The sequence below is a fragment of the uncultured Microscilla sp. genome, from assembly GCF_947493425.1.
Taxonomy (GTDB): domain Bacteria; phylum Bacteroidota; class Bacteroidia; order Cytophagales; family Microscillaceae; genus Microscilla.
Window position 1 is genome coordinate 22,708 of sequence record NZ_CANLRP010000080.1, and the last position, 15,225, is coordinate 37,932.

General features: G+C 40.9%; 8 protein-coding genes. 4 read left to right on the forward strand and 4 right to left on the reverse strand.

Annotated features, from left to right (window positions below):
• Positions 1-42 precede the first annotated feature (42 nt).
• The 4 genes from Q0954_RS19330 to Q0954_RS19345 all read right to left on the reverse strand — a co-directional run bounded on the left by Q0954_RS19330 (position 43) and on the right by Q0954_RS19345 (position 9,191).
• The gene (locus Q0954_RS19330) at positions 43-1,188 is read right to left on the reverse strand and encodes an AI-2E family transporter (RefSeq protein ID WP_299459242.1); all 1,146 of its coding nucleotides are present in this window, start codon (positions 1,186-1,188) and stop codon (positions 43-45) included.
• Between the two features lie 93 nt (positions 1,189-1,281).
• Complete coding sequence (locus tag Q0954_RS19335; RefSeq protein WP_299459243.1) at positions 1,282-2,382, reverse strand: leucine-rich repeat domain-containing protein; 1,101 nt, start codon at positions 2,380-2,382, stop codon at positions 1,282-1,284.
• Positions 2,383-2,655: 273 nt separating this feature from the next.
• Positions 2,656-8,280 carry a hypothetical protein gene (locus tag Q0954_RS19340; RefSeq protein ID WP_299459244.1) on the reverse strand — a complete coding sequence of 1,875 codons (5,625 nt, stop codon included), beginning with the start codon at positions 8,278-8,280 and terminating at the stop codon, positions 2,656-2,658.
• Between the two features lie 356 nt (positions 8,281-8,636).
• A complete protein-coding gene (locus tag Q0954_RS19345; RefSeq protein ID WP_299459245.1) occupies positions 8,637-9,191 on the reverse strand; it encodes a hypothetical protein in 555 nt (184 codons plus the stop codon).
• Positions 9,192-9,329: 138 nt separating this feature from the next.
• Between Q0954_RS19345 and Q0954_RS19350 the strand changes: the two genes are divergently transcribed.
• From Q0954_RS19350 to Q0954_RS19365, 4 genes are all read left to right on the forward strand, one after another.
• Positions 9,330-10,157 carry a LexA family transcriptional regulator gene (locus tag Q0954_RS19350; RefSeq protein WP_299459246.1) on the forward strand — a complete coding sequence of 276 codons (828 nt, stop codon included), beginning with the start codon at positions 9,330-9,332 and terminating at the stop codon, positions 10,155-10,157.
• Between the two features lie 310 nt (positions 10,158-10,467).
• Positions 10,468-11,346 (forward strand): GyrI-like domain-containing protein, encoded by an 879-nt coding sequence (locus Q0954_RS19355; protein ID WP_299459247.1) that lies wholly within the window; start codon positions 10,468-10,470, stop codon positions 11,344-11,346.
• Between the two features lie 77 nt (positions 11,347-11,423).
• Positions 11,424-12,329, forward strand: a complete 906-nt coding sequence (locus Q0954_RS19360) for a sterol desaturase family protein (protein ID WP_299459248.1) — start codon at positions 11,424-11,426, stop codon at positions 12,327-12,329.
• Between the two features lie 679 nt (positions 12,330-13,008).
• Positions 13,009-15,117: a tetratricopeptide repeat protein gene (locus tag Q0954_RS19365; protein ID WP_299459249.1), complete on the forward strand. Its 2,109-nt coding sequence runs from the start codon at positions 13,009-13,011 to the stop codon at positions 15,115-15,117.
• Positions 15,118-15,225: the final 108 nt, after the last annotated feature.

A 15,225-nucleotide genomic window follows, 5' to 3' on the forward strand; every position in this document is an offset into this window, starting at 1 on the left:
ACTGATCATGCGCCACAGTTTTTTTATGCAACAATGGCTGGCTTATTCTTTGGGACGAGGGTTAGGGGTGGGTATGAGCGGGGTTTCCGGGTGATTATCAGACTTGGCTAAAAAACGACTGTAATAAGACCAAATCAGAAAAGTCATAGGCAAAGCAATGATCAAACCCAACAATCCGAGTAACTTGCCCCATATAGACAGTGAAAGCAGCATGACTGCCGGGTTGAGCCCAATGGCATCTCCCATTATTTTGGGGGTGAGTAGGGCGTCTTGAATGAGTTGAACAATGGCAAAAATGGCCAGTACTAATAGTATGATCACCCAGAAATTTTGCCCTGTGTCGAGCGAGTGTACCAGGGCAAACAGCGCGGCTGGGATAAACGCAATGTTTTGTAAGTAAGGCACCAGGTTGAGCAAGCCCACAAACAACCCAAAAACCACCGCCATTGGTAAATCTATGATACTGAAGCCAATGGCAAATAATATTCCTACCAAAGACGCAATCACAGTTTGTGCCCTGAAGTAATTTCCCATGGCTTTTTTAAAGTTTGTAGACACATCTTTAATGGTATGATGGTATTGTTCAGGCAACAAGTCAGTCCACTGAACCATAATTTTGTTGTAATCGAGTAAAATAAACACCAGGTAAAGCAGAATAATGGCAAGCCCCATAATACTAAGTAGTAGGTGCAATACATTGTTGAACAAACCGATGACATTGGGCAACACTTTTTTGGCGGCATCAATGACCATATTGGCAAACTTATCGGTGTGAAAAAAATCACTGTTGAGGAGTGTATTGACTTCTTTCCAAACGATGGGAGGGATGTACTCCTGCGCTTTCTTGTCAAGTTGAGGGTCTTGAGCAAGGTTTCGTACTATTTCTGCCATGTGGCTAACATCTTTGGTAACAAGTGGGATCAAAATCAGCGCAAGCCCAGTGAGTAACCCAAATACTACCATAAGGCTAAGCAAAACTGAGATGACCCGATTTCTTATTCGAACTTTTTCTTGCAGAAAAATCACCAAAGGATTGATGAGATATGCCAGCAATGCGGCAATGGCAAAAGGAATCAATATATCGCTTAAGTATTGCAGTGTTTTAAAGAACCCCCAAACTACAGCCACCCAGATGGCGGTTCTTATAACTCGGTCTATGGTAAAAGGTTTATTGCTAATAAGCGACATGTGCGTATGGGTTAGTTTTGATTTTAAAAGTAGTTATTACAGTATATTATACCAAACCGAAGACAAATAATGAGGGAGATTTTCCCAAAAAAACTAATGAATTGCGGCATTGGGCAACTGCCGGGCAAGCTGTAATTTTGTTTCGGCAGGTATTTGATTACCCAACAAAGTGATACGTTTGAGTTGCTGGAGTTTTTCTATGCCTTTGGGCAAACCTTGTAACCGATTTGATTGTATTTGTAAATGTTCAAGCTGAGTTAATTTAGCCAAACTGTTTGGCAGCTTTTCCAGGCGATTATCGCCCAAGTCGAGGGTTTTAAGCTTTTGCAAGTTGCCAATGCTTTCGGGTAGTTGCTGAAGTTTATTTTCGCCCAGGTCAAGCGTAGTAAGTTGACGAAGGTTACCAATAGTTTTGGGCAATTGCTCAATATTGTTATAATTGATGTGTAGTTCTTTGAGCCGAGTCAATTGGGTTAACCCTTCCGGAAACTCAATAAACATGTTGTTAGATAGTTTCAATACCTTGAGCTGCTTAAGGTAGCCAATATGAGTACTTATGCCACGTATTCGGTTGCGGCTGAGGTTAAGCTCCTCTAGCTGTTGCCAACCTGTTATGGCATTAGGTATGAGCCTCAACTGGTTGGTCGACAGGTCTAACATTTTTAGTTGACTCAGTTGCTCTACCTCATCAGGCAAGTGGTGCAAATAGTTGTTGTTGAGGTAAAGCGTCTCTAGCTTTTTGAGGGCTCCAATGCCCTCAATAGTGCCCAAGTGGTTGAAATGGGCGTATAAATGCCTGAGTTGGTATAATTGCCCAATGCCTTGCAAGTTAGTGAGCAAGTTGCTGTCTATATGTAGGCGATTGAGCTGCTTTAGTGTAGTAACCTCTGTTCCTAAGTGTTTCAAACGATTGTTATGCATTTTGAGTACTTTGAGCTGTGCCAGGTGACAAAGTGCTCTGGGTGGCTCTTGGAGTTCAAGCGAATGAATATTGAGGTCATGCACAAAAAACAAAGGATCGATGAATTCGGCTTCCAGGCAGAGGTATTTTTTAAAAGTGGTATCAACAAGGTAAGGCAAAAAACCAAAAGGCACCTGCATGCCTTGGGCAAGTTGTACGCCTAGTCTTTGGTTACTTTCTTCGTCGTTGGTCAATAGTTGGCGCAGGTTTTCCAGCTCAGGGGTTAAGTTCATAAGGCAACAATCAAAAAAAGAATAGTTTGTGAGTAGGTAGCAAGACCATCGCCCAAACCTATATATTATTCGAGCAATCAAAAAACTAAAATTATAAAAAGATCACAAAACAAGCGCAAACACCAAAACTATTTCAGCCATAAGGTGGGTACCCGCATTGGTTTTGTTAACAAAAAATCCCTTGCATAAAAAAACCTGTGGGGAACTCCCACAGGTTTTTTGTGCGTATTGTGTTTCTGGCAATGTATGCTTTTGTTATTCTTTGGTGTTTATTCACGTGATTTGTTGTACCCACTGCAAAAACTTGGTATATTCCCTGCGACCACCAAATGTAAAAGTAAACTGTCCATAAGTAATGGTGTTACCAGTTGAGTTGTTAGAGAAAAATGTATTTATATCAGGTAAGTTGTCCTTGAAATCTTGAAATTGTGTTGGGCCAAGCCTCGTGCGTAACAGGGTTAACTGCAGCGTGTTTTGTATTGTTCGCTTTGTCTTAGGCTTAGAGTATCGTGTCAACTGCATATTATTAGGAGACATTTGTCCTTGTTGGTTAAAGAGACCGTCAAAAATGTTATCATTGGGGTTGTTTGGTTGTTGGAAAAAAAGATTTCCAAAATTAAGCGTGTTAAACTGCTCCAGGTTAAATAGTCTCATATTAGATTGTCTGCCATGATGGAGCACCAATTGACTATTATTGTTTGGTGGATTATTTTGGGTATTCTGTCTTGATTGTAAGTATCTTAGTAAAATCGGATTTGACCGTTGTCTATTGCGATTTAAATAGCGTAACATCAATATGTATGACATTGACATTGGGAAGGTGGTGGTATTTTTTGGGTATTGATACCCTTCTTTGTCTTTTTGCCATTCTTCAAATTTTTTAGCGTGGCCTACCGTGGCATTCTCCAGTGTTTCGCCTTTAGGTTGGGCTTGGGCTTGCTTTTTTTCCCAATCTTCCAAAGCGTCAATTGTAGCTTCTTGGAGCCATTCATTTACCAACTTGGTAAACCCAGTTTTGTCTTCATTATTCTTACTTGCTAAGTCTTTCCATATCCTGAACCTATGCTGATTTTTAGGATCTTTACTGAATAATTTTTGCATTTTGCTTTTAAAACGGTGTGCCTTATTTTCTCGTTTTTCACTGTATAGCTCGATGGCTTCCTTAGTATGTTTACCCAGTAAATCTACCTTTGTTGCCATACGTAAAAGCTCATTGATGTCCCCTTCCAAATCCTTCCACTTACTTTTATTGTCTTCGAGTGAAGATTTATCGTTTTGGTTCAGCAAATTCCCTTTTTGGGGAGAGTATTGTTTCATTATTTTAGGATAACTTTGGTTGGGGTCAATGTTCAATAACTGCTGATTATTTGGAGGCATCTCGTCATTAAATTCCTTGTCATTCTTTAACTCTGTTGTTGTCTCTATTATATTGTTAATGTTCTCGTGGAGTCCCATAGGAGCTATCTCGTTTTGTTTGAGACGATTCCAAACTGCTTGGTAGAACAATTCCTTCAGAGAATCTTCCAGTTCGCTGAGTACCCCTTCGGCTGCCTCATCTACTGTCTTTATAGGGCTACTTTCGTTTTGCAAGGAGTTTTTATTATTCTTATTTTTTTCATATTCTTTGGTTTGTTCTTTAAAAAGCTTCCGTAAATTTAGGTACTTTTCTGATAGGTGTTCCTTTTCGTTTTTATTTGAATCTTTATCCTTTTTTTCATCTACTTCCCAGTCGGGCACCCCAGTGTCTTTGGCCTCGTTTTCGTTAGGTTTGTAGGCAGGTTTATTTCCTTCGAGCAAATCTTTTCCGCCCAGCTGTAGAGTCTTGTCCACTTTCCACTTGCCAAACCCTTTACTGTCTTCATTGCCTTGATCATACTCAGCAAGTAGTTTTCCTTCTCCCAGTTTCCACTTACCAAAGGTGTAAGAGTAAAAAGGAAAGCGCATGCCCAATAGTTTAAACAATAACCTGCCCCCTAACTCTAGGTTTACATCAAACCCGGTGTCAAAGTACATCTCCAAGTTTTTATCTAGTTCAAGCTTTTTGTTGTCGGTATTATAAGCCACTCCAAAGTTCAGCATAACTTTAGCGTGTGTATCTATACCCAATGCGGCAAATAGCTCACCTGCCACCGATGCCAGATAACCAGAGCCAATTTCAGCCCCCAAGTGAGCATCCAGTTTAAGCAAAGCCTTAAGGTCGGCTTCCCCCTCTACCCGAAAGCTTGTTTTTTGTTTGTTTGAAGCACTTTTGTTGTAAGCAGCGGCTAGTCTTGCCAAGAGCGACATGTCCAGGCTTACCCCAATGCCTCCGTAAATGCTGGCAGCTCCAGCCGCCGCAGGGATGGGCACATTTATATCTATGGCAAACAAGTCCAGGCTCTTTTTGATGTGTCCGCCAAAATAGGCCTTGGGGTCTTCCTGTCTTTCGTCATCGTCATTGCCAAAATCTACCTCCAGCACAAAGCCCATTAGCTCTCCTCTAAACTTCTGGAAGGTGATGTTATGCTCCGTATAAGTAAAACCTTTGGGCGAAATCGTCACCTCAGAGAGTTGAGCACTAGCCTGCACCTTAAACATTTTATTGATTACTTGTACTATATTGCTGTTAGGAAACAGTTTTTCCAGACTTTTATTATTGTTCTGGTTGTAGTTATCCAGACTTAACAGAATACTCTTTGCCGTGAGCGCTTTATTGTTTAAGTCCAGGTTTACCCCATTAAAGTTTACTCCAATGCCAGCGGTTTTAGCCGCTAAACCATCTACCGACACAGTCCATGGATTGTCTTTGGAGTTTTGTCCATCGTATTCCAGTTTTGCGCCTTGTGCCGAAAATTCAACCCCTTGTACTTGGGAGGAGATGCTGCTTTGAAGGAGCAAATAAGCTCCCTTGTTACTGTCTATGGCTACTTTTGCTTGGCCTTTATTCAGCACCAATAAGCCATTAGGAAGAATATTTATAGGATTTTTGACATTTAAAGACAGTGCACCCACAAAGTGATGGCTACCTCCCGATTTTTCGGCAATGAGCTCAAGGTTTCCGTTTATTTGTCCTCCGCCTACTGCCAGTATAGCAGTTATTTTGGCTTGCCCCTGCCAGCTGGCGGCCGAATCGCGGCTGTTGTAGTTAAAGCTTAGCTCGCCCTTTGCCCCCTGGAGTGGGCCTTGTTTCTTGGCACTTACTGCTCCTTTTAGGGTTAGCTCCCAGGCATTGGTCTTATTGTTAAAACTTCCACCTACTTTTAGACTGTCTACCGTCAATACTCCGGGTACAATGTCAAAAGGTTTTTCACTCTTAGCCTCTAACTTTCCCTTATATTCGCCGTTGCCAAGTGCTATAGAAGCCTCAAAGTTTACCGCATCGCCCTCGCCGGGGATGATGAGCTTACCGGTGATTTTACCCACCTTCAAATACCAACCACCTTCATTACCTTGATAGCCCAAGGTAGCATTGGTGGCATTTACTTCCAGCACCGAGGTATCCAGGTTTACCCCTCCTGCTATCTCACCTGAAATTCCTTTTTTGCTAATGCTAAATGCGGCCTCGTTGAGGTTTACGCCCAAGGTGCCTGGAATCAGTTCTATGCCTATGCCCCCTTTAGCCTTTAGGGTAAATTTTCCTTTGTTGAAATTTCCTTTGTGGTTTAAACCAAACTCAATCATTCCGGTGACATCCTCCCCCCCAATATGGGCCGAAGCCTCGGTTTTGAAGGTAAAGCCTTTGAGTCTGTCCCATTCTGCCGATACTTCATTCAGGTTAAGGTCACCGTCTTTGCCAAAAAACACATCCTTGAGTACCAGGCTCATTTTATTTATTCCGTTATTATTAATGGCTATCTTTTCTACTGAAGCTTCCCCTATGCCAAATGCCCCTCCGAAATTAAGGTCTTCTGAAATTTTAATACGTCCATTGTTTTTGTAAACAAAGCCTTGTTTCCAGTTAATGGCGGCTTCATGCGTATTAGAGGTAAAGAGTTCCTTACCAAAAAGCTTGAAACCCATGCCAAACCCTACGGCAAGCCCGCCTTTCTCTACCATTTTGTTTTGGTTTTTACTATGCTCTTCCCACTTGGCTAGGTTTATACGTTGAATGTCGAGCCAAAAAGCCGTATCTTTTGGTCCTTTGCCATGTGTATGCAACAAGGAAGAAATCTGTTTGTTATTTTCTTTGCTTTCGCTTTCTTTTTTAGGTTGTGATTGTTGTTGACCCAGCAAGGCTATACCGGTTCCTACGGCAGCAGTGAGTAAGCCTCCTCCCGCCAGGTAGTGCGCATTTTTGGAGCCCAACACGCCCAGGGTGCCCGCAAGTATCGACAGTCCAATGGCACCTGTTCCCGACAAAGCAGTTATTTTTCCTACGGTTTTTTTGTTAAGGTTTTCTAGTTTAAGGTTTTCAAAACTCAGATCTTCTACCAGCCAGGCTCCCAAAGAACTTGCCTTTATGTCAAACTTTTGTTGCACTTGTTCCCAGGCTTTGTCGTAAGCTGTTTGCGTATTCAGATTAGCTAGCGGGTTGTTGTTTTCTTTTTCATTGTCGGTTTTAGATTCAGACTTGCTTTGGGTTTTTGACTTGCTATACGTTTGATCCTCGAAGTGACTGTTCTGGAAGTTCAGGTTTTTACTTGAGTGAGTGTTGGGTTCATTCTCGTTAGTCTCTGTGTTAAAAAATTGCAAGGCAAACTCTATGCATTCGATTGCTGTATTTACCTTGTTTACAAAAGGTTTGAGCATAGCCATGGCACGATCCAGGGCGGTATTACTGGGGGTTAGGCTTTTTTTGTTACTTTCATTATTTTCTTTGTCGTTGCTAGTGGCGATTTTCTTTAGCCCCAGTTTTTGATTAAAATTTTTCTGTGACAAATTCCCTCCGTAAAACCACTTCAGGCTGTAGTAAAAAAAGTCACTCACAATATACTCTAGTAACACCACTGCTACAGGGTGGTCTTTTTGAATATTGGCTGCTTTATTGTAGGCGTCTGTCAGCGTACTTACATATTTTGTCCATTGTGTCAGGGTTTTTATTATTTCCTGATGGCTTTGAATCATCGCCACCATACCTTGCAGTTTTGCCAACACATTGCATTCTTTTAGTGCAAACACCAATAACTCGTCTACTACGCTTTCCAGTCCCACTACACCCAAGTATTGTTTAGAAAGTTGAGCAATGATTTGTTTGCCTAGTTCCCCCTTGTTAGCTCCTCGCATCAGGTCAAAGGTAGCAAACTGCATGACTTGCCCTACACTATGGGCAGCCATGAGTTGTTGGTATTTGCCTGTAGACAATAAGTGGGGCGTTTGTGCTTGTTTGCCCCACCGTTGGGCTTCTTCTTCTAATAGAGGGTCGTTGTTGAGTACCTTGCCCAAACCCGGCAACGTGGCATTGGGTTGTACCTTGCCTAAGCGTTGCTGGGCAATGTGGGCGGCTTCTTCGGGGAGCTTGTGGTGCCCTTTGGGTCCCAGGTGAATTTCTTGACCGTTTTTGGCCAATGCCTGGGCACCATACTGGGCAGGTTCGGCAGAGTTTTCTTTGACAATGGTTCCTTCCAGGCTTACCCCACTGAGGTGTTCCAGGTTGTGAGCCAGGGTAGTGGGCAGGTCGCTCTTGTGTGGTTTGTCATAGGTGCGCCTACGTTCAATGGGGCGCTGTTTTGCTTTAAAGGGTTGGTATTTGGCTTTAGTAGGTTGTTGTTTTGTTTTGATAGATCCCTGCTTTCTTTGTGTGGTAGTGTAAGCAGAGGTTTCGCCAGAGGGAGAAGAAGACGAGGTTTGTTCCTGTGTGTTTCCATCAGCATATTGCCAAATAGGTGATTGATTTTTACTTTTAGGCTGGCTTTGCTTTTTGGGCAATGCTTGTTGGTTTTGATTCTGAGATTCAGATTCAGGATTGATTTTTTCCTGCATTGTTGGAAGGTTTATGTTTTTTAAAGAACTCCTTACTTATGTACTATTTTCATTTATAATGCAAACACTGTATTTTTATTTTGTTTTTTTATGATTTTTTGTAATTATAGAATGATTTTTTGTGATTAACAGTGATAAAATAAGGTGTGATTGAAGAAGTGCAGTGATTTAAAGGAGTTTTTGGGTAACCCAAAGCAGGGTATGTATGCCAGGGTAGCATTGGGAGAAGAGTTTTTCACCGGTTCAAACGTTTTTGTGCTGATTGTTGGCTATAAAGTTCAGTAAATGGTCACAGTTAAGCCTGCTTCGAGTTTACTTGGTAGTCTTGTAACAGTTATTCTAAAGCCGCAAATTTTTCACTTTTTTACCTTCAGCATCACCACTACTATAAACATCCCCATAACGGGCATCAAAATAAGCATGCCGCTCAACAGCCACTTGGCAAGCCATTCGCCTAGCACAAAATCGAACCACTTCATGTATAAAGTGAGTACCAAAGCATTGATATACAGTACTATAGCCCCAGGGCAAAAAGCCTTGTTCCAGTTTTCTTCGTGAAACAAAATAATAATCATCAACACACTCATAGCAAAGCCATACAACCACGCGTCCAGGGTAAGGTTTCCCGAAAAACCAACTTTGGGAGCCACCAGCAAAAAACTATTACGCAATGTAGTTACATTAAAAGCCATGATTAATAATAACACTAATCCCTTGGTAGCATTTGCTGTGAAAACATCCTCTAATGGAATGTCGGCTTTAGCCGGATTTACTTTCTTTGTCGAGGCCTTGGGTTTTTCCGCTCTTGTTTGCCGGGTGGTAGTTTTCCGTTGCCGGGTCTGGCTATTGGTTTTAGTCGTTTTTTTTCGTTGGTTGGTTTTTGCTTTAGGTGCTTGTTGGGTGGTTATCATGGCTTTTGTCGTTAAAATTGGCTCAAATACAAGGTTTTAACTAAATAATCTTGCTAAAAATATAAACATTAGCTAATTTTGTTAGCAAATATAGATCAAATAAGCGATAAATGCCAACTAAGTTAACATAATTGTGACATGTTTTTTAGCAAAAATTTAAGATACATCCGCGAAGAAAAATACAAAATGACTCAAGAGGCTTTAGCCGAAGTTTTGGGAGTATCACGCAGCGCATTGAGCGCCTATGAAGATGGCAGGGCAGAGCCCCGGATACTATTGCTCATTAAAATAGCTCAATACTTTGAAGTGAGCATCGACGAAATGGTCAATGTCAATTTTGCCGAAGCAGAACAAGCCTACGTTACCCGTATCGAACAATTGAACAAGTACATTACTGCTCATCATATAAAAATAAACCGGGTGCAAACCGAACATAACACACAAGAAGGTTACCTGGAGCTGGTACCCCAAAAAGCCACTGCGGGCTATACTCAAGGCTTTGCCAATCCTGAATACCTCAATACCTTACCAAAGTACAAAATCCCCTTTTTGTCTAAGGGCAAAATTTACCGGGCTTTTGAGATTGACGGTGATTCTATGTTGCCGCTTCAATCGGGCGCTATAGTAATAGGAGAAAAGATAGCCAATTGGGATGACCTCACCAGTGGCCAAACCTGTGTGGTAGTGTCTAAACACGAAGGCATTGTACTCAAAAAAGTATACAAACGTCTTTTTGACTATGGCAAACTCTTGCTTAAGTCCGAAAACATCAGTTATCGTTCTTATGAAATAGAGGCGACCGAAATACTAGAGCTTTGGAAGTTTGTAGCTCACATTAGCCACCGTTTCCCTACCGATGCCCCCGATATAGAAGATATCAAGTTTGCCTTTGATCGTATCGAATTCCAACTCAATCAAACTCGTTTGAATCTGTTGGGGCAAGCAAATAATGGGCTGCAAGAGTAGTAGAGGATTACGTTGTTTTGCTGGAGTACGGTGTTATAGTGCGTAAAATGGTGCTGTCTGGAGGATTAAAATAGCAAATCACCGATTCGAACCATCATTTTACTATTCCAGTACTCCAGCTTTTGACTGCGATTTTTTGCTAAAAATCAACGTGTTATAAATCGGTGAGTTGCTTGTAGGGCAACGTCATCCCTCAATTCTTCGGGACTAAAGACTTGAAGCTTGCTCCTTTTTTGTACATCAACTCCCACTCTAAAAACTGTCCATTTTTAACTACCCACCACTTGTTGCCAAGCCCTATCTTTGTTCTATGAAAAATGACTTACACATTGAACGGCTTCGTAGTTTATTAAATTTGCTCGAAAATAACTTCACCAAGCCGCTGTCTTCTTCAGAGGTAGCGGCGGCTACTTTTTATTCTTACCGTAACATCAATCGCATTTTTCGGGCAGTTTTTCACAAATCTATTGGTCGCTATATCAAAGAGCTATTGTTGCAAGAAGCCGCCCGACAGTTGGCATATTCTGACAAAGCCATTACTGACATCGCTTTTGAACTCAACTACAGCGACTTACAGGCTTTTAACAAGGCTTTTAGGCGTGAGTTCGCCTGTTCCCCTTCTCAATTTAGACAACAAGACGAAAAAAATATGAAAGCTTGGATCAACGCCAAATTACCCGAAGAAATCAAAGAGTTAGACCGCCTAACATACAGTATCGAGTCTTTACCTCCTACTCGTATACTCTACCTTACCCACTACGGGAATTATAATTCGCAAGGCATTAATGATTGTTGGGAGGCTTTGCTGGAGTATGCGCACCAGCAAAAGTTGCTCAAGGACGAAACCCGTTATTTGGGCGAGCTCATGGACGACGACGAAATAGTAAAAGATGAAAACTGCCGCTACAATGCAGCCATTACTTTGCCCCAGGAAGCAGTGTTTGAACCCACAGGTTTTTTTAATACCAAAACCATTGCATCTGGGCAATATGTGTGTATCACGCACCAAGGCGATCGGAACAAACTAGACACTGTTTATGAGCAAATATTTTTGCATTGGATTGTCAAAAACGAGTTTGAAATTGCCGATAAACCTTTTTTGGAGTTTTACCTCAATGACGAAGCCGATACGTCTACCAACGATTTACTTACAGAAATTTATGTACCTGTAGCTAGTAGCAAGCTTTAAGCGATAAGTTGCAAGTACGACTTGTTGTTTGAAGCTTGCCCCTATCGGGACTCCTCTCAACTAAAAATTATCATCACATGGAACAAATCATCACACAATTAGAACAAAATACCAATACCCTCATTGCCGCATTCCTGTTGTTTTCGGTGGGGCTTGCACTTATAGAGTTTGTTTGGGAGTTGTACACCCGCAAAATAGACCGCCAACGCCTCAAAGAAATGGGCGCCAGTGTGTGGGTTTTCTTGTTTAGTTTTTTGACCGAAAAAATAGGTAGTGTGTTGTTTTTTGCCAGCTTTTTTTGGTTGGCAAATCTTATCCCCTGGCAACTGCCCGTCAACGGTTTTACTGTAATAGCCACCTTATTATTTGTCGACTTATTGTATTATTGGGAACATCGCCTAGAGCACGAAATCAGACTTTTGTGGGGTTATCATTCCATTCATCATAGTTCGCCCATTTACAATTACACTACTGCTTTACGGGTATCATTTTTCGATAACTTCGTCACTTGGGTCTTTTACTTACCGGCGGTTTTGCTGGGATTTCACCCTGTGGTGATATTACTTGCCATTGGAATTATGCTCATGTATCAGTTTTGGTTACACACTGAGTTGATAGGCAAGATGGGGTGGTTTGGGAAAGTTTTCAATACCCCTTCGCACCATCGGGTGCACCATGGTTCCGACGAAATATACCTGGACAAAAACTATGGAGGCATTTTAATTATATGGGACAAGCTATTTGGTACCTTCCAGCCTGAGCTCAAAAAACCTACTTATGGGCTTACTACACAAATTAATACTACCCATCCGGTAAAAGTACATTTGTACGAGTTTAACCAAATACTAAAAGATGTACGTAAAGCCAGCAATGTCAAAGAAGCAAGAGCGTACCTTTGGAACAAGCCAGGGTGGACACCTGGCGAGGAGGTTAGCCAAGTTGATGAGGCATTAGAAAAGGCAAAAAGTACAAGGCAGCACTGAGCAATGGTTGAAAAAATGTAGAGTAAAGGTCAATGCTATTCCCTGAAGGCTTAATGAAATAGGACCCATCAGCATTATTTTGTACATCATAGCCATTGTAGAAGGCTATAAGTTTGCCTTCAGAAAGGTGACAGACAAAACTATTCATAATTTAAGCCATCGCCACCCACATGATTGATTCTTAGGAATGGTACCAAAATAAATTTACATTCTTAACCTCATCTTTTGTTGCTATACTTTGTTAAAAAATAGCCGAATAGCGATGCTATTAGCCAACCATCCCTCAAGCTCGCTCAATATCCACTGGATATTGCCGTGCCTCGTCTAGCAACAAAATATTTTATTAAACTATAGAAATTTATTTTTACACCATTCCTTAGAGAGGTTTTGAGCCAGGGTACAATGTTGAGTAGACCTTTGTTCAAGGTTCAAAACTTTTTTGTTTTAGTCTTCTAAGTGGTTTCCCAACCCCTGCCTCACTATAATTCAAATAATTTCTTTTTTTAGTTCAGTGTTTGCGCATGATACACTACTGACCTTAAGAGGTGTTTTTTTAGTATCTTTTGATACTTTGTTCTTTTTTTGGTAAAAGACTTGTAGTTAATATCACATGGATCGGTTTTTCGTTAAAAATTTGTAATATTGTTGTGTGAAGTAATTCAGGTCTGGGTGTGATATTATGCCATTAAAAACTAAAATAACATTTCTTTTTCTTTTCTCTTTTTTGCTGGTGTTGCCTTTGCAGGCACAAAAAAAAGCAATAGACAGTCTGTTTAATCTACTGAACGACAAAAAAGTTGACACTTTTCAGGTAAACCTACTGGTAAAATTAAGTGGCGCCTATACTTATGTAAACCCTGAGGAAGCACGAAAATATGCCGCTCAAGCCCTTGAGATGGCAAAAAAAATAAAATACTCAAAAGGCATCGCCAATGCCTATAGCAGTACTGGAGTGGTGCACAGCGAACAAGGCAACCCTGGAGAGGCAATCAAAAATTATTTACAAGGCTTAAAAATAGCAGAAAGCATTAACAATCAGCGGATTGTAGCCAAAATATCGCTCAATATGGGCAATGTATATAGTCGCCTGGGCGACATTATGAAGGCTAAAGAATACGCACAAAGGGCACTTGCTATTTACCAAAAACTAGAAGACCAAAACCGCATTGCCACTTCTTACAACAACCTGGGGGCGATTTATCAAAGCATGGGCAACATAGATTCGGCAGTATTGGTATACAAAACCGCCCAAAAAGTTTTTGAAAAAAACAACAACCAATATGGAGTAGCTTCTGCTTTGGCAAATCTGGGAATTATTTATGAGAGCATTGGCGACATATCTGAAGCCCTCAAGTATCAGGAAGCTGTGGTAGAGATTGAGCAAAAAATGGGCAATAAAAATGGAGTGGCTTTTTCTTCTATTAGTATTGGGAATACCTACCTCAAAGTAAAAAAATACGCAAAAGCAAAAGCTTACTTCAACAAAGCCCTTGTATTGTCAAGGGACATAGGGTCTTTTGAACTGTTGCGTGATAGCTACTTAAGTTTGTATAGTTATTATAGAACACAAGAGGATTTTGAACAAGCCCTGGACTACTATCAACTATATGTAAATTATAAAGACAGCATATTTAACAAAAACAAAAGTGAGCAAATTGCCCGGATGCAAACGTTGTATGAAACCGATAAAGGTAAAAAAGACCTGGAAATAGAGAAAACCAAAAACCAGGCACAGAAAGAAGAATTGCGTCGTAGGGGTATTCAAAACATTGCCTTGATTGTAGGTATTTTATTGATTGTAGGGGTGGTGTTGTATCTCTATCGGAACAATTTACGCAAGCAAAAAACCAATAAAATACTGGAAGAACAAAAACGCCTGATAGAAGACAAAAACGTAAGAATTACTGATAGCATCAACTATGCCCGCAGAATACAAAGCGCTGTGTTGCCACTGCATGAAGAAATCAGCAAATCTATTCCTGAATATTTTATTCTTTGGAAACCTCGCGATATTGTAAGCGGCGATTTTTACTGGTTTGCCAAGACCCAGCCCAAACCAATATATGAAGAAAAAATGACCTTTGACGGAGTTCATCGGGTATTTAAGGGGGTAAAGGGAGAAAAAATTATATTGGCTGCAGTAGACTGTACCGGGCATGGGGTGCCAGGGGCCTTTATGAGTATGATTGGGAGTCGGTTGCTCAACGAAATTGTAAATGAGCAGGGAGTGACCGAAGCAGACGAGATTTTAAACTTGCTGCATGATAAGGTAAGAGTTGCCTTGAAACAAGATGAAACCCAAACCCACGATGGAATGGACATGTCACTGGTGGTGATAGATAAAGACAAGCAAATAATGCAGTTTGCGGGTGCCAAAAATCCCCTATATATGGTACAGGTGCCCAGAATAGCAGGAGAGAAATGGCACGACTCCAGTAGCGGAAAACCTGAAGACTCAGGGTTGGCTTTGCAAACTGTAAAGGGAGACATTATGTCTATTGGTGGATTCCAGATTTTTGACGAAATTAAGTTTAAGAAAACCATTATAAATATCTCGCCCAAAAAATTTGAAAGCACTACTTTTTATATGTTTTCTGATGGCTTTCAAGACCAGTTTGGAGGCATCAAAGGTAAAAAGTTTATGGTCAAGCGGTTTAGAAAATTATTGTTTGAAATTAATAACAAACCCATCGACCGACAAAAACAATTGCTGGAAGAAACACTGAACGACTGGATGGATGGGCACGCTCAGGTAGACGACATTTTGGTGATGGGGATACGTTTGTAGTCCATCGACTTTATTGATCACTGTACTTAATTTGTAGAAATTAAAAAGGGCATAAAAAATTGAATTTCAATTAATTATACCCATAATTCATTGCAAAAGGTTATTATT